Consider the following 18,994-nt stretch of genomic DNA (forward strand, 5'->3'; position numbering starts at 1 on the left):
GAACTTTCACACGTGACTCCACGTCAGCTCCCCGGTGGCGGGCTGGTCCACGAGGGGCTCAACTACGCGGTGCCGCCCGGGTTCCGTCCGCTGCTGCTGGACCTGCACCTGCCGCCGCGCCCCGCCGACGGCGCGCCGGTGCCGGTGGTGGTCTGGGTGCACGGCGGCGGGTTCCACTCCGGCGACCGGCGGGAGCTGCCGCAGACGCTGCCACCGGGGTCGCTGTGGGCGGCGCTGACCGGGGCGGGGATCGCGGTGGCGACCGTCGACTACCGGCTCTCCGGCGAGGCCCGCTTCCCGGCCCAGTCGGCTGACCTGGCGGCCGCGCTGGACTTCCTGCGCCGGCACGCGGCGGCGTTCGGGCTGGACACCACCCGGCTCGCGTTCTGGGGCGAGTCGGCCGGGGGCACGCTGGCGGCGCTGGCGGCGTTCGCGCACCCGTCGGCGGTGGCGGCGCTGGTGCTCTGGTACCCGAACACCGACCTGCTGGACCGTCACCCCGACCGGGCGGACTCACCGGAGGGGCTGCTGCTCGGCGGCCCGCCGCGCGAGCTGGCGGCGCTGGCCGCGCAGGGCAGCCCGGTGGCGCAGGTGCCGGCTGATCCGCCGCCCACGCTGCTGGTGCACGGCACGGCGGACGTCACCGTGTCGTGCGCGCACAGCGAGCGGCTGTGCGAACTGCTGCTCGCGGCGGGCGGCCGGGCCGAGCTGCGCCTGGTGCCCGGGGCGGCGCACCTCTTCGAGGGGCACCCGGACGTGCCGGCCCTGGTCGGCGAGGCCCTCGCCTTCCTGGTCCGCGAGCTGGGGCGTTGAACCCCCGGCGAGCCGGGGGTTCAACGCGGCGGCGGCGCTCGGCGCGGCTCAGGAGTCAGTTGAAGTCGAGCTCGCCGGTGCGGCTGCGCTTCAGCTCGAAGAACTTCGGGTAGCCGGCCAGCAGCCGGGCACCGTCGAAGATCTTGACCGCGTCCTCGCCGCGCGGGATCGCGGTCAGCACCGGGCCGAAGAAGGCCACGCCGTCGATGTGGATGGTCGGGGTGCCGACGTCCTGACCCACCGGGTCCATGCCCTCGTGGTGGCTGCGCCGCAGCGCCTCGTCCCACTCGGTGCTGTTCGCGGCCTCGGCCAGCTCGGCGGGCAGGCCGACGTCGGCCAGCGCCAGCGGGATGACCTCGGCGTAGTCCTTGTTGTCCTGGTTGTGGATCCGGGTGCCCATCGCGGTGTAGAGGTCACGCAGCACCTTGGGACCGTGCTGCTCGGCGGCCGCGATGCAGACCCGGACCGGGCCCCAGCCGCGGTCGAGCATCTCCTTGTAGCGCTCGGGCAGGTCCTCGCGCCCGGCGTTGAGCACGGACAGGCTCATCACCTTGAAGCTCAGGTCCAGGTCACGGTGCTGCTCGACCTCCAGGATCCACCGGGAGGTGATCCAGGCGAAGGGGCAGAGCGGGTCGAAGTAGAAGTCGACCTTGGTCTTCGTGTTCTGCTCGGAAGTCGTCATGCGCCCCACCATAGGCCGCCCGCCCGACAATCGGCAGACCGCTCGAGGACGGGCCGCCCGGCGGCCGGTAGACCGTTGCGGACTTCGTCGGGTGCCCAGCTCGGCGACCGGCTCGGCGACCGGCCGGTGCGCTCGCGCCGGCCGGTCAACTGGGCGGCCGGCTCCGGGCAGCTGACGTTCCGTCAAGCCGTGAGCGTAACGGGCCGTCCGGGCTTGCCGGTGCGCGCTCGGGCCGCCGACAGTGGGGGTCATGACCGCCTTCGCCGTCGCCCACCTCAGCGACCCGCACATCACCACCGGCCCGCTCGCCGGCGAGCCGGCCGTCGGCCTCCACCGCGCGCTGGGCCGGATCCTGGCACTCGACCCGCGCCCCGGCTGCGTGGTGATCACCGGCGACCTGACCGAGGCCGGGCGCCGGGCGGAGTACGCGGCGCTGCGCGAGGTGATCGCCGGCTTCCCGCTGCCGCTGCACCTGATGGCCGGCAACCACGACGATCCCGAGGCGCTGGTCGAGGCCTTCGGCGGCACCCCGCTGCTGGGCGGCGGCACCAGCACCCACTACGCGGTGGAGCACCCCGGGCTGAGCGTGGTGGTGCTCGACTCCAAGCTGCCCGGCAGCCCGGCCGGACAGCTCGGGAGCGGGCAACTGGCCTGGCTGGAGCAGGTGCTGGTGCAGCGCCCGGAGGTCCCGGCCGTGGTCTGCGTGCACCATCCGCCGATCGCGCTGGGCATCCCGTTCATGGACGGCATGCGGCTGACCGACGGCCCGGAGCTGGCCGCCGTGCTGGCTCGCCATCCGCGCGTGGTGCGGGTGCTGGCCGGGCACCTGCACCGGGCGATCCTGGCACCGTTCGCCGGCAGCCTGCTGGCCGTGGCGCCCAGCACCTACCGGCAGAGCACGCTGACCCTGCGGGCGGACCGGCAGATGGGCTACCTGCACGAGCCGACCGGCCTGCTGCTCCACCTGCCGGTCGACGGCGCCTGGGTCACCCACACCGTCCCGGTCAGCCACGCGGCGGAGCTGACCGGGGCGTTCTGAACCGCGCGGTGTCGCGGGTCAGTGGTGGAACAGCCGCAGGCCGGTGCGGGCCAGCGTGATGCCGTGCTCGCGGCAGGCCTGCTCGACCCCGGCCGAGCGGATCGAGCCGCCCGGTTCGGCGATCCGGGTGACACCGTGCCGGGCGGCGAAGTCGACGTTGTCGCGGAACGGCAGCGCGCCGTCGGAGACGAAGCTGACGCCGGTCAGTTCGGCCAGCCAGGCAGCACGCTGACGATCCGTCAACTCCGCTGCGGGCGTGGCCAGGAGTGCGGCGGCGTCGGCTGCGGGAAGGTCGCCCTCCAGGTAGCGCAGCTGCCCGTTGATCCGGTCCTGGCGGCGTACCTCGGGGCGGAACTCCAGTGCCCGCACGGCCGGGTGGCGGCGCAGCCACCACAGGTCGGTCTTCGCGCCGGCCAGCCGGGTGCAGTCGACCCGGGACTGCTGGCCGGCGCCGATGCCGACCGTGACGCCGTCGCGCACGTAGCAGACCGAGTTGGACTGGGTGTAGCGCAACACCGCGAGCCCGAGCAGCAGATCGGTCACGGCGGCCGGCGGCAGCTCCTCGCCCACCGACAACTGGAGCAGTTCGGGCGAGAGTTCGACCTGATCGCGGTCCTGCTCCAGCCGCAGGCCGTACAGTTCGCGGACCTCGCGGCCGGGCGGGCGGTAGCCGGGGTCGGCGGCCAGCACCAGGAACCGGCCGCGCTTCTTGCGGCTGAGCCGCTCGACGGCGCCGGGGTGGTAGTCGGGGGCGATGATGCCGTCGCAGACCACGGTGGCCAGCAGGTCGGCGAGTTCGACGTCCACCGGGTGCGAGACGGCGGCGAAGTCGCCGTAGGAGGACTTCGGGTCGGCGTCCCGGGCCCGCAGGTAGGAACTGGCGACCGGACCGAGGCCGGTGGGGGCGACCCCGTACAGCTCGGCCGCCGCCTGGTCCAGCGGGCCCGCCAGCGCGACGCCGGCCGGGGAGACGTGCTTGAAGGAGGCCGCCACCACCTGTCCGCCCAGCGCCCGGCCGGCCTCGCTCACCAACTGCCAGGCGTTCAGCGCGTCCAGCAGGTTGATGTAGGAGGGGGTGCCGTTGAGCAGCCGGATCGGCTCGTCACCCGGGCGGACCGGTAGCACGGGAGCGGCCGACTGATGCGGGTTCATGCCGTAACGCAGCTCCACGATGACTCCTCGTCAGCGATTCGATGGGAAGACGTTCGCTGATGGAGGCGCCCAGGCGGTCGACGCTCGCATCGGATCATCGGCCGCTCCCCGGTGGTGTCCCACCTTCGCCAGTCGCAGCCGGGTCGGAGTATAGGCGGAAAACCGATGCGCGATGATCGGTGCGGGGGGCCGTCCGGTGCGGCCGCACTGGACGCAGGGAGCTTGGTCATGGAGAAGTGCGCGCCGCTACTGGTGCTCTGGGACATCGACCACACGCTGATCGACGCCGGCACGGTCGGCCGCCGGGCCTACGCCGCCGCGTTCCAGCGGGCCACCGGGCAGCCGCTGACCCGCGCCTGGCAGTTCGACGGCCGCACCGAGGTGGCCGCCGCCACCGAGGTGCTGCGCGCGCACGACCTCGACCCCGGGGACGGGCTGCTGGCCGGCTTCCTCGAACTGCTGGTGGCCGAACTGCACGACCGGGCCGCCGACCTGGCCGACGAGGGCCGGGTGCTGCCCGGCGCGGTGGCCGCGCTCACGGCGCTCGGCGCGCTGCCCGGGGTGCGGCAGTCGGTGCTGACCGGCAACCTGCGCACCCTGGCCGTCCTGAAGCTGACCGCCTTCGGCCTCACCGACCACCTCGACCTGCGGCTCGGCGCCTACGGCGAGGACGCCTACGAGCGCGCCGACCTGCCCGGCCACGCCTTCGACCGCGCCGAGCGGGTGCTGGGCCGGCGCTTCCTCGGCAGCGAGACGGTGATCATCGGCGACACGCTGCGCGACGTGGCCACCGCCCGCGCGGCCGGGGCGCGCTGCGTGGCGGTGGCCACCGGGCTGGTGCCGGCGGCCGAGCTGGCGGCGGCCGGCGCGGACGTGGTGCTGCCCGACCTGGCGGACACGGCGGCGGTGCTGCGCGCGGTGACGGTCGGCTGACCGGCCCCGGAAACCCGGTTGCCCGCCACCGCCGGCCCTGCTGAGCTGAGCGGATGGATGCGACGAAGGTACTGGCCGCCTATGACCGCGAGGCGCGCCAGGAACGCGGGCCGGACGGGCCCGACGCGGTGGTCGAGCGGATCGGATCGGTGGTCCGGCAGGACGGCGGGCCGCACGGCTGGTCCGGCGTGCTCTGGTCCGACCTGGACGAGCGGACCGCGGACGCGGCGATCGCCGAGCAGGTGCGCCATTTCGGCGCGCGCGGCCAGGAGTTCGAGTGGAAGCACTACAGCCACGACCGGCCCGCCGACCTCGCCGACCGGCTGCGCGCGGCGGGCCTGGTGGCCGAGCCGCCGGAGACGCTGATGGTGGCCGAGGCCGCCGCGCTCACCGGCGAGGTAGAGCTGCCCGCCGGCGTCAGGCTGCGCACCGAGACCGACCGGACGGCGATCGAGCTGCTCGGCCGGGTGCACGAGCAGGCCTTCGAGAACGACGGCTCGCGGCTCACCCGTGAGCTGCTGAACGTGCTCGACCAGGCACCCGGGACGCTCGCCGTGGTGGTCGCGATGGCCGGCGACGAACCGGTCTGCGGCGCGCGCCTGGAGCTGCTGCCCGACACCTCGTTCGCCGGCCTGTGGGGCGGCGGCACCGCGCCCGAGTGGCGAGGAAAGGGCCTGTACCGGGCGCTGATCGCGCACCGGGCACGGCTGGCCGTCGAGCGCGGCTACCGCTACCTGCAGGTGGACGCCTCCGACCAGAGCCGCCCGATCCTGGCCCGGCTGGGCTTCACCGCGCTGAGCGTCACGACACCGTTCAACTACCAACCGTAGCCGAACGGGCACAAGGCGTCGCCGTTCGCGCTAGCATGCGTCGCCATGATCACTCTGCGCCACCGGACGCTCACCGCCATCGCCGCCCTGCCCCTGCTGCTCGCCGCCGCACCCGCACCCGCCGCCGCGGCGGCGAGCGGGGCGGCGGTCCGACCCGGCTACGTGGCGCTCGGCGACTCCTACGCCGCCGGGGTGGCGGCCGGCTCCTACGACCCGGCGAGCGGCGACTGCCACCGCAGCGGCCGCGCCTACCCGGCACTGTGGGCCGCCGGACACCCGGGCGGCGGCTTCCTCGACCTGGCGTGCAGCGGGGCGGACACCGCGCAGGTGCTCGCCCAGCAGGTGCCGCAGCTGCCGGCCGGCACCGGCGCGGTGACGCTGACGGTGGGCGGCAACGACCTGGACTTCACCGACGCGGTGGTGGGCTGCCTGCAGCCGCTGACCACCGAGGGCAAGTGCGGCCAGGCGCTGGACCACTCCGCCGAACTGCTGCGCGACCAGCTGCCGGGCCGACTCGACCAGCTGCTCGGCGCGATCGGCAAGGCCGCCCCGGGCGCGCGGCTGGTGGTCACCGGCTACCCGCACCTGCTGCAGGAGCGGGCGGCCGGGACCTGCTGGGCCGGGACCGAGGCACGCCGGACCCGCTTCGACCAGCTGACCGACCAGCTGGACGAGCTGATCCAGCGTCAGGCCGCCGCGCACGGCGCCCGGTTCGCCGACCCGCGCACCGCCTTCAGCGGGCACGGGGTCTGTGCCGAGCACGGCGACGAGTGGATCACCGGCCTGGTGCTGCTGAACCTCTGGGAGTCCTTCCACCCGACCGCCGACGGGCAGGCCCGCGGCTACCTGCCGGCGGTCACCCGGGAGCTGGCCGGATAACCGGTGGCCGCCGGGCCCTTCCCCGGTCGAGACTGTCCCGGTCACGACTGTCCACGGGTGCGTCCCGACGGTCCCGAACGGCCCCCCGCAGGCGGGCGGCCCATCGGCGTCGGCGCGCATCAAAGCCCGTAGGCTGGGCAGGTAGGGTCCGTGGAACGGAGCGTTCCACGTGGTCAGGAGAGCAGTCGGCAGTCGGCCGGCCGCGACCGTCCTCGGGCGGGGAGCGCGGCCGGATCGGCCGGAGGGAGACGCTGGGTGATCGAGCTGGAAGATGTTCCCGAGTTGATCGACCCGGTCATGGTCTGTGCCTTCGAAGGCTGGAACGACGCGGGCGACGCCGCCTCCACGGCGGTCGGGCACCTCGACGAGACCTGGGGCGGCAAGGTCATCGCCGCCCTGGACGCGGAGGACTACTACGACTTCCAGGTCAACCGGCCCACGGTCTGGCTGGACGGCGGGGTGCGCCGGATCACCTGGCCGACCACCCGGCTCTCGGTGGTCCGGGTGACCGAGCCGACCACCCGGGACCTGGTCCTGGTGCGCGGCATCGAGCCCAGCATGCGCTGGCGCTCGTTCTGCAACGAGCTGCTGGGCTTCGCCCACGAACTCGGCGTGGAGCTGGTGGTGATCCTCGGCGCGCTGCTCGGCGACACCCCGCACAGCCGCCCGGTGCCGGTCAGCGGCGTCACCTCGGACGCCGCGCTGGCCCGCCGGCTGGACCTGGAGGAGAGCCGCTACGAGGGCCCGACCGGCATCGTCGGCGTGCTGCAGGAGGCCTGCGCGCACGCCGGGGTGCCCGCCGTGACCCTCTGGGCCGCCGTGCCGCACTACGTGGCGCAGCCGCCGAACCCGAAGGCCACGCTGGCCCTGCTGAACAAGCTGGAGGACCTGCTCGACCTGCGGATCCCGCCGGGCGAGCTGCCCGAGGACGCCCGCGCCTGGCAGCTGGGCGTGGACCAACTGGCCGCCGAGGACAGCGAGGTGGCCGAGTACGTCCAGCAGCTGGAGGAGGCCCAGGACACCGCCGAGCTGCCGGAGGCCAGCGGCGAGGCGATCGCCCGCGAGTTCGAGCGCTACCTGCGCCGCCGGGACAACCAGGGGCCGACCGGTGAGAAGCCGGTGACCGGGCGGCCGATCGTGGAGCGCTCGGCGGACGGCGCGGCCGGCGGAGCGGGCCCGGCCGGCGCCGAAGAGGCGGACGGTGAGGACGACCTCGACGCGACCGGCTCCGAGGAGACGGACGAGGCCCGGGACGAGGACGACGGCAGCGCCGACGACCGCGGGGCCGACGACCGAGAGGCCGATGGGCGCGGGGCCGACGGCAAGGGCGCCGACGGCAAGGGCACGGCCCGCTGACCGGCCGTCGGTTGGCCCCGGTCGGTTGGTCGCGTCGGTCGATCGCGGTCAACTGACGAACCGGTCAGCCAGTTGACGACCTGATCAGCCGATGACCGGCGTCGGGCAGCCGCCGGTCATCGGCCGCAACCAGTGCACCCGCCAGGACTGACACCTGTCAAGGGTCTAGACCATTCTCCGCGCTGCTCTCCGCCAAACCCACCCATCCGCAACCCGCTCCCGACCCCGCCCACCCGCCCCCGGGCGCGGAGTACCGTGGAGGTTCGGAGCCGTGCGGGCCGAGGTGATCAGCCATGATCGTGGATGTGGTGTTGGGTGCGCTGGGCGGACTTGTCGCGATAGGCGCGGTCTGGGCCGGACTGAGCGTCCGGGTGGTGCAGCAGTTCCAGCGCGGTGTGGTGTTCCGGTTCGGCCGGGTCCGTGACGAGGTCCGCTCCCCCGGGCTGGTGCGGCTGCTCCCGGTGGCCGACCGGATCCGCCGGGTGAACGTGCAGATCGTGACCATGCCGGTCCCCGCCCAGGAGGGCATCACCCGCGACAACGTCACGGTGCGGGTGGACGCGGTGGTCTACTTCCGGGTGGTCGATCCGGTGCGCGCCACCGTCAACGTGCAGGACTACCAGTTCGCGATCTCCCAGGTGGCCCAGACCTCGCTGCGCTCGATCATCGGCAAGAGCGAACTCGACGACCTGCTGGCCAACCGCGAGCCGATCAACCAGGGCCTGGAGCTGATGCTGGACAGCCCGGCGCTCGGCTGGGGCATCGAGATCGACCGGGTCGAGATCAAGGACGTCGCGCTGCCCGAGTCGATGAAGCGCTCGATGGCCCGGCAGGCCGAGGCGGACCGCGAGCGGCGGGCCCGGATCATCACCGCCGACGGCGAGTTCCAGGCTTCCAAGAAGCTCTCCGAGGCCGCCGCGATCATGAGCAAGACCCCGGCCGCGCTCCAACTGCGGCTGCTCCAGACGGTGGTGGAGGTGGCCGCCGAGAAGAACTCGACCCTGGTGCTGCCGTTCCCGGTCGAGCTGCTGCGGTTCCTGGACAGCGCGACCAAGAGCCATGACGCCCGGCGCGAGCGGCAATCGCAGCAGCTGTCGGACTTGTTGGAGCCGCAGGAGCAGCCGGAGCCGACCGCCGTTCCCGAGACCCAGCTCCCCGAGACCCAGATCCCAGGTCAGGAGGCGCTGGCGCTGGAGGTCCCGACGGTGTCGGTCAACGGCAGCGCCCCGGCCGACCCCGGCGCCGTGCGGTAGCGGGAACCCGCGCGCCGGACCCGAACGGCGAGGGCCGCCGACCTGGTGTCAGGTCGGCGGCCCTCGGCGGCAGTGACGGGCGGGGTGGCGGTGCCTACAGCGCGAGGCCCAGCAGCGCGTCCACCGTGCGCGAGACCAGACCGGGCGCACCGGTGTCCTCGCCGCCCGTGGCGGCCTGCTGCGCGGCCCAGCGGTCCACGGCGGCCAGCGCGGCCGGCGCGTCCAGGTCGGCGGCCAGCGCCGCGCGCACCTCGGCGAGCAGCTGCTCGGCCGGCGGACCGTCCGGACGGGAGACGGCGGCGCGCCAGCGGGCCAGCCGCTCGACGGCCTCGTCCAGGGTGTCCTTGGTCCACTCCCAGTCGCTGCGGTAGTGGTGCGAGAGCAGCGCCAGGCGGATCGCCGCCGGGTCGACGCCGTCGCGGCGCAGCGCGGAGACGAAGACCAGGTTGCCGCGCGACTTGGACATCTTGTGGCCGTCCAGCCCGACCATGCCCGCGTGCACGTACGCCTGCGCGAACGGGTGCAGGCCGGTGGCGACCTGGGCGTGCGCGGCGCCCATCTCGTGGTGCGGGAAGGCGAGGTCGCTGCCGCCGCCCTGGATGTCGAAGGACATCTCCAGGTGCTCCAGCGCGATCGCCACGCACTCGATGTGCCAGCCGGGCCGGCCGTGGCCCAGCTCGGTGTCCCAGGCCGGCTCGCCGGGACGGGCGGCCAGCCAGAGCAGCGCGTCCAGCGGGTGCCGCTTGCCGGGCCGCTCGGGGTCGCCGCCGCGCTCGGCGAAGATCGGCAGCATCTCCTCGCGGCCGAGTCGGGAGACCTCGCCGAACCGCGGGTCGGAGTCGACGGAGAAGTAGATGTCCCCGTCCAGCTCGTACGCGGCGCCGTTCGCCAGCAGCTTCTTGACCAGCGGGACGATCCACGGGATCGACTCGACGGCGCCGATGTAGTGGGCCGGCGGCAGGATCCGCAGCGCCGTCATGTCCTCGCGGAACAGCGCGGTCTCACGCTCGGCGAGCGCGGTCCAGTCCTGTCCGGTGGCGACCGCGCGTTCCAGCAGCGGGTCGTCCACGTCGGTCACGTTCTGGACGTACCGGACGTCGTGGCCGGCGTCCTTCCAGACCCGCTGGATCAGGTCGAAGGCGTTGTAGGTGGCGGCGTGGCCCAGGTGGGTGGCGTCGTACGGGGTGATGCCGCAGACGTACAGGCGGGCGGTCGGGCCGGTGGGCACGACCTCCCGAATCGCACCTGCGGCGGTGTCGTGGATGCGCAGGGGGAGTCCCTGACCAGGCAGGGCGGGAACCTCGGAGGCGGGCCAGGCATGCATGAAAATGACTCTAACCTTGCGATCATTTGAAAGGCTAACCAGTATGCGGAATCGGCTGAAATGAGCGCGCGCTCACACCGGGCCTGACGTCGGCCCTTGACAGCCGGGCCGTTGACAGCTGACCCCTTGCCCCTTGGCAGGAACCCCCGATCGCCGGACGGCCCCCGCGCGCCGTCACACCGGCGGCCAGGGGATCGCGGGCCACTCCTGGGACGGCACCGGGTGGCACCCGCCGCGCAGCAGCCCGGCGACCCGCTCCCGAGTGGCCGTCAGCTCGGCCTCCGTCAGATGCGGTCGCAGCCGCTCGCCCAGCGGACCCGCCAGTTCCTCGCGCAGCCGGCCCAGCATCTCGACCGCCTCCTCGGTCAGCGGCTGCTCGGCCCAGCCCCAGAGCAGGGTGCGCAGCTTTCCGGGCACCGCGAAGGTGACCCCGTGGTCGATCCCGTAGATCCGTCCGTCGGCGGCCGACAGCAGGTGGCCGCCCTTGCGGTCGGCGTTGTTGAGCACCGCGTCGAGCACCGCGATCCGGCGCAGCCGCTGGTCGTCCAGGTGCACCAGCAACGCGGTGCGGCCCTCCCCCACCTCGGCCTCGACGATCGGCAGCCAGCCGGCCTCGGGCCCGCGCGGGTCCTGCAGGGCCAGCAGCGGGGCGGCCTTCGGGTCCGGCTCGACCCAGATCTGCACCATGCCGGCGCCGAACGGCCCCTCGCGCAGCACGGTGGGCGGGATCAGCGCCCAGCCGGTGGCGGCGGCCAGCTCGTAGGCGGCCACCTCACGCCCGGCCAGCGTGCCGTCGGGGAAGTCCCAGAGCGGGCGCTCGCCGCGCACCGGCTTGTAGACGCACAGCGCCGAGACGCCGTCCAGGGCCACCGAGCAGTAGAGCGCGGCGTTGGAGGCGTCGGCGAGCCGCCCGTGCACGGTGAGTACGCCGGAGCGCAGCAGCTCCAGCGCGGCGGGGACGTCGGCGGCCAGCGCCGCGCCGGTGGCGGGGTCGGCCTCCGGTATGTCCTGCTCGTCCTGCTCCTGCTCGTCCTGCTCGTCCGGGGCCTGCCGGTGCTGTTCCGGCTCGGGCGGCTCGGGCGACTCGGGCGCGGGCCGGGTCTGCGGGTCCTGGTCGGCGTTCAGCGCTTGTAGCCGTTCTGACGCGGGCACAGATGACCCTCCGGGTCCAGTGGGAGGTTGCAGAACGGGCACGGCTTGCGACCGGCCGCGACCAGGTCGAGCGCGCGCTTGGCGAAGACCCGGGCCATCGCGCCGCTCAGCCGCACCCGCAGCATGTCCGGGCCGTTCTCGTCGTCCTCGAAGGCCAGCTCGGCGGCGGTCTCCTCGTCCTCCTCGGCCTCCTCGATCACCGCCTGCGCCTCGACCACCAGGTAGCCCTCGCTGGAGTCCCAGGCCAGCGCCATGGTGCCGACCCGGAACTCCTGCTCCAGCGGCAGGTCGAGCGGGGCGGTGTCGACCAGTTCGGTCGGCGCCATGGCCGGGATCGGCGCCTGGCCGCCGCTGCGCCGCAGCGCCTCGTCCAGCACCTCCTCGACCCGCTCGGCGAGCGCGGCCACCTGCGTCTTCTCGAGCAGCACGCTGGTGATCCGGCCGCGCGCGCTGGCCTGCAGGAAGAACGCCCGCGAGCCGGGCTGGCCGACGGTACCGGCCACGAACCGCTCGGGCTGGTCGTAGAAGAAGACCTGTCGGGGCACTCTCTCGCTCCGGGGTGTGAAACGGATCGGTTTTCGGTGGCGCGCCTTTTCACCCTACGGCTTCTTCGCGCCACGGCTTGGGCAGGCGGTCAGTCCATGCCGGTGGAGCCGCCGACCACCGCGTCGCCGCTGTCGGCGGTGCTCGTGCCCGCGGCACCCGGCCGGTGCTCGGCGCTCTTCGGGCGCAGGCCGCCCAGCTCACCGGTGTCGCCCAGCCGCAGCAGGAAGGGCCGCAGCGGGGTGTAGCGGATCGCGGTGACCGTGCAGGGGTCCACGCTGATCCGCTGGAAGTGGTCCAGGTGCAGGCCCAGCGCGTCGGCCACGATCGCCTTGATCACGTCGCCGTGGGTGCAGGCGATCCACACTGCGTCAGGTCCGTGCTCGGCAGCGATCTTCTCGTCCCACTCGCGGGCCGCCGCCACCGTGCGGTGGCTCAGCCCGCGCAGGGTCTCGCCGCCGGGGAAGGCGGCGGCCGAGGCGTGGTCCTGGACGGTGCGCCAGAGCGGCTCCTTGGCCAGCTCGGCCAGCGGCCGACCGGTCCACTCGCCGTAGTGGCACTCGCCGAGCCGCTCGTCCACCGTCGGCTCGCCGAGTTCGGGACGGGCGGCCAGCAACGGGGCCAGGGTCTGCCGGCAGCGCTCCAGCGGGCTGCTCAGCGCGAGGGCCAGCGGCACCTGCGCCAGTCGCCCGACCAGCGCCTCGGCCTGGGCCCGGCCGGTCTCGTCCAGGTCCACGCCCGGTGTCCAACCCGCGAGCACCCCTGCGGAGTTCGCAGTCGACCGGCCATGGCGTACCAGCAGCAGTGTGGGCATGCCCCAAGCCTACGGGGTCCGGTCGCGCCACCGGCTCAAGGCCTCCGGCCGCCCGCCCAGGGCTGACAGCGGGCGGCGGGCGGCGGGACCGGTGGGCGGCGGGACCGGTGGCGGGCACCGGCTCGCTCAGGCCAGGCCGGCCAGCTCCAGCGCCTCGACCCCGGTACGCAGCGCCGTCACCCGCTCCGCCAGGGTCCACCCGGCCGGCGAGAGGGTCAGCGTGGTGACCCCGGCCGCCGCGTAGGCCTGCATCCGGTCGGCGATCCGCTCCTTGGTGCCGAGCAGCGAGGTCGAGTCGATGAAGCCCTGCGGCACGGCCGCCGCCGCGCCCTGCTTGTCCCCGGCCAGATAGCGCTGCTGGATCTCCTCGGCCTCCTGCTGGTAGCCCAGCCGCTCGGCCTGCTGCTTGTAGAAGTTCTGCTCCTTGCTGCCCATGCCGCCGATGTACAGCGCCGCGTAGGCCCGCTGGGTGTCGGCGGCAGCCGCCAGGTCCGTGCCGACCGAGATCGGCACGGTGGGGCAGAGGTCGAACCCGTCCAGGCCCAGCCCGGCCTTGGCCCGCCCGGCCCGCAGCCGGTCGACCGAGGCCGCCGCCTGCTCCGGCGCGAAGAAGAGTCCGAGCCAGCCGTCGGCGATCTCCCCGGCCAGCTCCACGTTCTTCGGCCCGATCGCCGCGAGGTAGAGCGGGATCCGCTCGCGCACCGGATGCACCGTCAGCTTCAGCGCCTTGCCCGGCCCGCCGGGCAGCGGCAGGGTCCAGTTGGCGCCCTCGTGCACCAGCCGCTCGCGGGACATCGCCTTGCGGATGATCTCCACGTACTCCCGGGTACGGGCCAGCGGCTTGTCGAACTTGACGCCGTACCAGCCCTCGGAGACCTGCGGCCCCGACACCCCGAGGCCGAGCCGGAACCGCCCGCCGGAGAGGGTGTCCAGGGTGGCGGCGGTCATCGCCGTCATCGCCGGGGTGCGGGCCGGGATCTGGAAGATCGCCGAGCCGACGTCGATCCGCTCGGTCTTCGCCGCCACGTAGGAGAGCACGGTGGCGGCGTCCGAGCCGTACGCCTCGGCGGCCCAGCAGACCGAGTAGCCGAGCCGGTCCGCTTCCTGGGCGACGGCGATGTTGTCGGCGTCCAGGCCGAGTCCCCAGTAGCCGAGATTGATGCCGAGTCGCATAGCGTGCCACGCCTTTCGGGAGGGGGATGCCGTGCCGAGCGTAGTGCTGGGGCAGCGGGTTGCTACCGGCTGGTAGGAGTGGCGCGGGTCACATCACCCGGCTGCGCCGGGTCCGCCTCGTGGGTCGCCCGCGGGCGGGGTCTGCGGGCGGGGTCTGCGGGGTCTGCCTGCGGGTCTGCGTGGCCGACCAGGGGCTGCGCACTACGCTCGATCGTGCCACCGTCCGCCGTCCCCACCGGGCGCTCGCGACCACGGCACCCACACCACGATCGAGGGGGTTCCCTGCCATGGAGCAGCGTCAACTCGGCCGCACCGGTCTGCGGGTCTCGCGGTTGGGCCTGGGCACCATGACCTGGGGCCGGGACACCGACGAGGACCAGGCCGCCGAGCAGCTCAAGGAGTTCGTGACGGCCGGCGGCACGCTGGTCGACACCGCCGACAGCTACGCCGACGGTGGCGCCGAGTACCTGCTCTCCCGGCTGACGGACAGTCTGGTCCCGCGCTCCGAACTGGTGATCGCCACCAAGGCCGGCAGCGTCCCCGACGCCGACCGCCGCTTCGACGCCTCCCGCCGGCACCTGCTGGACGCGCTGGACGCCTCGCTGCGCCGGATCGGCACCGACCACGTGGACCTGTGGCAGGTGCACGCGTTCGACCCCGCCACGCCCACCGAGGAGACCCTGCACGCGCTGGACCTGGCCGTCGGCTCCGGGCGGGCCCGCTACGTCGGGGTCTCCAACTTCAGCGGCTGGCAGCTGGCCAAGGCCGCCACCTGGCAGCACTGCGCGGTCGGCCGGGTGCCGCTGGCCGGGACGCAGATGGAGTACTCGCTGCTGCAGCGCGGGGTCGAGCGCGAGGTGCTGCCGGCCGCGCTGGACGCCGGGGTCGGGCTGCTGGCCTCCTCACCGCTCGGGCGCGGGGTGCTCACCGGCAAGTACCGGCACGGCGTCCCGCCGGACTCCCGGGGCGCTTCGCCCTACCTGGCCGGGTTCGTCCAGCCCTACCTCGGGGAGCGCTCGCGCCGGATCGTGGACGCGGTGGCGACGGCCGCCGACGGCCTGGCCAGCAGCCCGCTGGCGGTGGCGCTCTCCTGGGTCCGGGACCGGCCCGGGGTGGCCGCCGCGATCGTCGGGGCCCGGACGGCGACCCAGCTGCAGGCGGCGCTGTCGGTGGAGGCGCTTACGCTTCCGGATGAGATCCGCGGTGCGCTCGACGACATCTCGGCGCCGGTGCGTCGCTACCCTGATCAGGACTGGAACGAACTGTGAGTCAGACGCACGACCCGGACTCGGGTCCGCAGGAGGCCGCGCTGCCCGAGCCGCGCACGGAAGCGGGCGGCGCGGAGGCGGGCACCCCAGCAGCCGGCAGCCCAGCGGCTGCCGCGCCGGAGCCCGGGGCGGGCGCCGGGACGGGCGCTGACGCCGGGCGGGCCGCCGAGGTGGCCGCGCTGGCGGAGGCGATCCGGACGATCGGCAGCGGGGCTCCCGGGGCCGCGCGTGCCGCTGGGGCGGCGGGCGGCGCTTCCGGTCCCACCGATGCCACCGCTGCGGCTGCTCCGGCGGCGGCTCCGGTCAGCGCCGCTGCCGCCGCTGCCGCACTGGACGAGGCCCGGGCCGCCGCGCTGAGCGCCGTCGCCGAGGTGCTGACGGCCGGCGGCGCGCCCGGTGCCGCCGTCGCCGGGCTCGCGACAGCCGCCGTGGCCGCCTTCGGCGAGGGCGCGGCCACCGCCCTGCGGGAGGATCCGTGGGGCCTGCTCTCGCTGCCCGGTGTGCGCCCCGAGCAGGCGGACGGCTTCGCCCGTGCGCTGCTCGGCGCCGAGGCCGGTCCGGGCGACTCCCGGCGCGGTCAGGCGCTGGCGGTCTGGCTGCTGGAGCAGGCCGCCCTGCGCGGCCACTCCGCGCTGGAGGCGGGCGAGCTGCGCGAGGGCCTGGCCAAGCTCGGCCTGCCCGAACCCGAGCAGGCGCTGCAGGAAGCCGTGCTGGACGGGCGGGTGATGCCGTTCCAGGAGGAGGAGACCGGCCCCGGCGCGGCCGCGGCCGACGAGGACGAGGAGCCGCCGGTCCGGATGCTGCTCGCGCTGGATCGGCTCGCGCTCGCCGAGGACAGCGCGGCGGACGGACTGGTCCGGATCATGTCCACCTTCGAGGCACCTGGCGACGCGCCCGAAGCGGCGGTCGGCGAAGCGGCTGCTGACGAGGCGGCCGGTGACGGGGCACCAGGGGACGAGACGTCAGAGGACGCGACGTCAGGAGATCCGGCGTCAGGGGATCCGGCGTCAGCTGATGGTGCGCCGGCCGCCGGGCCGCCCGCCGCTCCCACCGTCGACGCCTGGGAGGCGGCTGCGGCGGCCGAGCGTTCCGCCTCGGCGAGCGCGCTGATCCGGGCCGTCGCGGCGCACCCGCTGGTGCTGCACACCGGCGACGCCGCCGCACGGGCCGAGCTCGCCGCGCTGCTCGCCGCCGCCCGCCGGCTCGGCCTGCGGGCCTGGGCGGCCTCCTGGAACGAGTACGGGCGGGACGCGCTGGCCGCCCTGCTGCCCGAGCCCGGTGCCCAGGCCGCCTCGCTCACCCTGGCCGAGCTGCTGCAGGGCGCGTCGGCCGGCCAAGCCGGCCAGGCCGGACCGGGCGGCGAGGGTCGGCTGCCCGCCGGGCCGGGCCGGGCCGAGGACGGCTCGCTCGCCGTTGATCTGCTGATCGTGCAGGACGCCCCGCTGCTCGACCTGGAGCTGGCCGCCACCCTGGTCGAGGCGCTCGCCGACGGCACCCGGCTGGTGCTCAGCGGCGATCCGGGCCAGCTCTGGTCGGCCGGCCCCGGACGGCTCTTCGCCGACCTGCTCGCCGCCAAGCCCGCGCCCGTGGTCGCCTCCCGCACCCCCGACCTCAGCCCGATCGGCGAGCTGGTCTCCGGGATCGGCATCGGCGAGTTGCAGAGCGTCGAGGCTCCGGAGAAGGAGGTGGTGATCCTCACCGCCCGCGAGGCCGGCGAAGCCGTCCACCGGGCGGTCCAGTTGCTCACCGACTCGATCCCGCGCGCGCTCGGCATCCCCGCCGAGCAGACCGTGCTGCTGACCCCCGGGCACGCCGGTCCGGCCGGCACCCGGGCACTGAACGCCGCGGCCAAGGCCCAGCTGAACCCCGGCCCCGGGCGGTTCGCCGGCTTCGACCCCGGCGACCGGGTGGTCTACTCCCCGCTGCCCGGCGTCAACCGCCCCGGCACCGTGCTCAGCGGTGATGCCGCGGGCCTGCGGATCGCGCTGGCCGGCGCGCGGGCGGAGCTGCTGCTGCCGCCCGGCCAGGTCGACCGGCTGCGCCACGGCTGGGCGCTCACGGCGCACCAGGCCGTCGGACGGCGCTGGCCCGGTGTCGTGGTGGTGCTGCCCGAGGACGCGGCGGCCACGCTGACCCGGCAGTGGGTCTACACGGCGTTCAGCCGGGCCGAGCGCCACCTGTCCGTGGTGCACGCCGCCGGTCCGGCGCTGGCGCAGGCCGTCACGGAACGGGCGGCCGCCGCGCGGACCACCCGGCTGCGGGCGATCCTCGCGGAGCACGCCGAGCAGGCGTACTGACGCCGACCCGCCCCTGACGGCGAGATGGCCGTGGGTGCGCCCGGTTGACCCGGCGCACCCACGGCCATGCTCTCGGTTCTTGCACTGTCGGTTCTTGCGCTCGCGGTTCTTGCGCTGGCGCTTCCTGCGCTGTCGGCTCGCTACCTCGTCGCTCTCGTCCGGGTCAGTCGTCCAGCTCGTCCTCGTCGTAGACCTCGCTGACGTCGAAGCGGCAGAGCAGCAGCTGCGGGTCGGGGCTGTCGAACGGCTCGGCGAGCCACTCCCCCGGCTCCCCCGACTCGGTCGCCGTCACCCAGATCGTCGAGTCGCCCTCCTCCAGGCCGAACTCCTCGGCGCGGGCCGCGATCTCGTCCGGGTCGTACTCGCCGAACACCACGCCGACCGCGGCGGTCACCCCGTCGGCGCCCTCCGGCACGGCGGGCAGCTCGCTGTCCAGGCGCTCGGCCTGGCCGCGCAGTCGGCGCGGGTCGGCGATCCGGTAGTCGCGGCGGATCAGCACGCTGATCGCCTCCGGCTCCTCCGGTCCGCGATAGCTGCCCGGGCCGCCGTCGCCGGGGACCTCGAACGGGGTCACCTCGTCGTAGACCTCGTACAGCAACTGGTCGTAGTGGATGGCCGCCGCGGCCAACTCCTCGTACGCGGCGAAGACCGCAGGATCGTCGGCTTCGGTGGTGCTGGACACCGCTTCCAGATGGCGGTCGATAGCGGCCTTGACCGCCTCGGCGGCTTCGCGTACCTCGGTGCGGGTGAGCTGCGCGGCATCAGACATGAAGGAGACGCTATCCGTACCAGGGCCCGGGGCGCACAGGGGTTCCGCTCTGAGTTTGCGAAAGCCCGGCAACTTGACCCGTGATGTCCGAAACCGTGCGCTTCTGCACCCGCCGTCTTGCGCCCTTCGCGGCCGGGTGAGCGGCGCATTCCGTGTCGGCGAGGCGGGTAGAACTCCCCTCGAAAGAAGGCCGCGCAGGCCGTCCGGGAGCCGGCGGGCACACCGCCGGGCCCCGGACGGGCGAGCCGCTCAGGGAATTGACCGACCATCAGCCGACTTCTCCCAGGAGCGCGACGCACCGCCGGCAGGCGGCCGGTCCGGCGGCTCGGCCGGACCGGTGCCACTGTCGGCGGCAAGTCGTAGGCTTTCCCGCAGACATCGCTGAGGAGGCGAACATTGACCCCACCGAAGCTGGTCCGACAGCCCGAGTACGAGTACCAGTCGCTGCGCATGCCGCGCGGCACGACGCGCAACGCGGCACGGCAGTTGCTCACCGAGCACGCCGAGTACGGGCACTGGGAGCTGGACAGGCTGCGGCTCTTCCCGGACGGCAGCCGCACGGTGCTGCTGCGCCGCCGGATCATCCGGCAGGTCCGCAGCTGGTGACACCGGTCGGCGCCGGGCGACGACCGGTGTCACTGCGGCAGACACCGCCGCGGGGGCGACCACGACCGCGGTCACGGCCACGGCCGTAGGGGCGTCGCCGCACGAGCGTGA

The 18,994-nt window shown here is 74.4% G+C and carries 18 protein-coding genes and 1 riboswitch; of the genes, 10 read left to right on the forward strand and 8 right to left on the reverse strand.

Annotation, left to right across the window (positions count from 1 at the left end):
• Window positions 1-12: 12 nt before the first annotated feature.
• The gene (locus OG403_RS08215; protein ID WP_329562709.1) at window positions 13-813 is read left to right on the forward strand and encodes an alpha/beta hydrolase; all 801 of its coding nucleotides are present in this window, start codon (window positions 13-15) and stop codon (window positions 811-813) included.
• A gap of 55 nt (window positions 814-868) precedes the next feature.
• Here the strand turns inward: OG403_RS08215 and OG403_RS08220 are convergent, their stop codons facing one another.
• Window positions 869-1,495, reverse strand: coding sequence for a mycothiol-dependent nitroreductase Rv2466c family protein (locus tag OG403_RS08220; protein ID WP_329562710.1), 627 nt, complete (start codon window positions 1,493-1,495; stop codon window positions 869-871).
• A 250-nt stretch (window positions 1,496-1,745) separates the two neighbouring features.
• On the opposite strand from OG403_RS08220, the gene OG403_RS08225 reads away from it, so the two are divergent.
• Window positions 1,746-2,534, forward strand: coding sequence for a phosphodiesterase (locus OG403_RS08225; protein ID WP_329562711.1), 789 nt, complete (start codon window positions 1,746-1,748; stop codon window positions 2,532-2,534).
• An 18-nt stretch (window positions 2,535-2,552) separates the two neighbouring features.
• Here OG403_RS08225 and OG403_RS08230 read toward each other — a convergent pair whose 3' ends face one another.
• Entirely contained in the window at window positions 2,553-3,704 is a 1,152-nt protein-coding gene (locus OG403_RS08230; protein WP_329562712.1) for a phosphoribosylaminoimidazolecarboxamide formyltransferase, read from the reverse strand.
• 42 nt (window positions 3,705-3,746) lie between these two features.
• Window positions 3,747-3,832: riboswitch (ZMP/ZTP riboswitch) on the reverse strand.
• Between the two features lie 82 nt (window positions 3,833-3,914).
• Here OG403_RS08230 and OG403_RS08235 point away from each other — a divergent pair.
• From OG403_RS08235 to OG403_RS08255, 5 genes are all read left to right on the forward strand, one after another.
• Window positions 3,915-4,619, forward strand: coding sequence for an HAD family hydrolase (locus OG403_RS08235; protein WP_329562713.1), 705 nt, complete (start codon window positions 3,915-3,917; stop codon window positions 4,617-4,619).
• Between the two features lie 53 nt (window positions 4,620-4,672).
• Entirely contained in the window at window positions 4,673-5,449 is a 777-nt protein-coding gene (locus OG403_RS08240; RefSeq protein ID WP_329562714.1) for a GNAT family N-acetyltransferase, read from the forward strand.
• 45 nt (window positions 5,450-5,494) lie between these two features.
• On the forward strand, window positions 5,495-6,328 hold the full coding sequence (locus OG403_RS08245) for an SGNH/GDSL hydrolase family protein (protein WP_329562715.1): 834 nt from the start codon (window positions 5,495-5,497) through the stop codon (window positions 6,326-6,328).
• A 255-nt stretch (window positions 6,329-6,583) separates the two neighbouring features.
• Complete coding sequence (locus tag OG403_RS08250; RefSeq protein WP_329562717.1) at window positions 6,584-7,684, forward strand: PAC2 family protein; 1,101 nt, start codon at window positions 6,584-6,586, stop codon at window positions 7,682-7,684.
• Between the two features lie 293 nt (window positions 7,685-7,977).
• Entirely contained in the window at window positions 7,978-8,937 is a 960-nt protein-coding gene (locus OG403_RS08255) for a slipin family protein (protein WP_329562718.1), read from the forward strand.
• A 94-nt stretch (window positions 8,938-9,031) separates the two neighbouring features.
• On the opposite strand, the gene mshC is transcribed toward OG403_RS08255, so the two are convergent.
• The 5 genes from mshC to OG403_RS08280 all read right to left on the reverse strand — a co-directional run bounded on the left by mshC (window position 9,032) and on the right by OG403_RS08280 (window position 13,943).
• Complete coding sequence (gene mshC, locus OG403_RS08260) at window positions 9,032-10,261, reverse strand: cysteine--1-D-myo-inosityl 2-amino-2-deoxy-alpha-D-glucopyranoside ligase (protein ID WP_329562720.1); 1,230 nt, start codon at window positions 10,259-10,261, stop codon at window positions 9,032-9,034.
• Window positions 10,262-10,435: 174 nt separating this feature from the next.
• The gene (locus tag OG403_RS08265; protein WP_329572179.1) at window positions 10,436-11,233 is read right to left on the reverse strand and encodes an SCO1664 family protein; all 798 of its coding nucleotides are present in this window, start codon (window positions 11,231-11,233) and stop codon (window positions 10,436-10,438) included.
• Between the two features lie 149 nt (window positions 11,234-11,382).
• Window positions 11,383-11,958 (reverse strand): DUF3090 domain-containing protein, encoded by a 576-nt coding sequence (locus OG403_RS08270; RefSeq protein ID WP_329562721.1) that lies wholly within the window; start codon window positions 11,956-11,958, stop codon window positions 11,383-11,385.
• 89 nt (window positions 11,959-12,047) lie between these two features.
• On the reverse strand, window positions 12,048-12,770 hold the full coding sequence (locus OG403_RS08275; protein WP_329562723.1) for a histidine phosphatase family protein: 723 nt from the start codon (window positions 12,768-12,770) through the stop codon (window positions 12,048-12,050).
• A 126-nt stretch (window positions 12,771-12,896) separates the two neighbouring features.
• The gene (locus OG403_RS08280) at window positions 12,897-13,943 is read right to left on the reverse strand and encodes an LLM class F420-dependent oxidoreductase (protein WP_329562725.1); all 1,047 of its coding nucleotides are present in this window, start codon (window positions 13,941-13,943) and stop codon (window positions 12,897-12,899) included.
• Between the two features lie 287 nt (window positions 13,944-14,230).
• Here OG403_RS08280 and OG403_RS08285 point away from each other — a divergent pair, with 287 nt between their 5' ends.
• Entirely contained in the window at window positions 14,231-15,211 is a 981-nt protein-coding gene (locus OG403_RS08285) for an aldo/keto reductase (RefSeq protein ID WP_329562727.1), read from the forward strand.
• Window positions 15,208-17,508: an ATP-binding domain-containing protein gene (locus OG403_RS08290; RefSeq protein WP_329562728.1), complete on the forward strand. Its 2,301-nt coding sequence runs from the start codon at window positions 15,208-15,210 to the stop codon at window positions 17,506-17,508. Before OG403_RS08285 ends, OG403_RS08290 begins: the two co-directional genes overlap by 4 nt.
• A gap of 163 nt (window positions 17,509-17,671) precedes the next feature.
• Here OG403_RS08290 and OG403_RS08295 read toward each other — a convergent pair whose 3' ends face one another.
• Entirely contained in the window at window positions 17,672-18,277 is a 606-nt protein-coding gene (locus OG403_RS08295; protein ID WP_329562729.1) for a hypothetical protein, read from the reverse strand.
• 411 nt (window positions 18,278-18,688) lie between these two features.
• Between OG403_RS08295 and OG403_RS08300 the strand changes: the two genes are divergently transcribed.
• Window positions 18,689-18,883, forward strand: coding sequence for a DUF5703 family protein (locus tag OG403_RS08300; protein ID WP_266301036.1), 195 nt, complete (start codon window positions 18,689-18,691; stop codon window positions 18,881-18,883).
• Window positions 18,884-18,994 lie beyond the last annotated feature (111 nt).

It is taken from the genome of Kitasatospora sp. NBC_01266 (assembly GCF_036242395.1).
Lineage (GTDB): Bacteria > Actinomycetota > Actinomycetes > Streptomycetales > Streptomycetaceae > Kitasatospora.

What these genes read in the sequence shown, in the direction of transcription:
- OG403_RS08275 (WP_329562723.1), bottom strand. Translation starts at nt 12,770, where the DNA reads ATGCCCACACTGCTGCTGGTACGCCATGGCCGGTCGACTGCGAACTCC.
- mshC (WP_329562720.1), bottom strand. Translation starts at nt 10,261, where the DNA reads ATGCATGCCTGGCCCGCCTCCGAGGTTCCCGCCCTGCCTGGTCAGGGA.
- OG403_RS08295 (WP_329562729.1), bottom strand. Translation starts at nt 18,277, where the DNA reads ATGTCTGATGCCGCGCAGCTCACCCGCACCGAGGTACGCGAAGCCGCC.
- OG403_RS08255 (WP_329562718.1), top strand. Translation starts at nt 7,978, where the DNA reads ATGATCGTGGATGTGGTGTTGGGTGCGCTGGGCGGACTTGTCGCGATA.
- OG403_RS08225 (WP_329562711.1), top strand. Translation starts at nt 1,746, where the DNA reads ATGACCGCCTTCGCCGTCGCCCACCTCAGCGACCCGCACATCACCACC.
- OG403_RS08240 (WP_329562714.1), top strand. Translation starts at nt 4,673, where the DNA reads ATGGATGCGACGAAGGTACTGGCCGCCTATGACCGCGAGGCGCGCCAG.
- OG403_RS08280 (WP_329562725.1), bottom strand. Translation starts at nt 13,943, where the DNA reads ATGCGACTCGGCATCAATCTCGGCTACTGGGGACTCGGCCTGGACGCC.
- OG403_RS08235 (WP_329562713.1), top strand. Translation starts at nt 3,915, where the DNA reads ATGGAGAAGTGCGCGCCGCTACTGGTGCTCTGGGACATCGACCACACG.
- OG403_RS08220 (WP_329562710.1), bottom strand. Translation starts at nt 1,495, where the DNA reads ATGACGACTTCCGAGCAGAACACGAAGACCAAGGTCGACTTCTACTTC.
- OG403_RS08245 (WP_329562715.1), top strand. Translation starts at nt 5,495, where the DNA reads ATGATCACTCTGCGCCACCGGACGCTCACCGCCATCGCCGCCCTGCCC.
- OG403_RS08285 (WP_329562727.1), top strand. Translation starts at nt 14,231, where the DNA reads ATGGAGCAGCGTCAACTCGGCCGCACCGGTCTGCGGGTCTCGCGGTTG.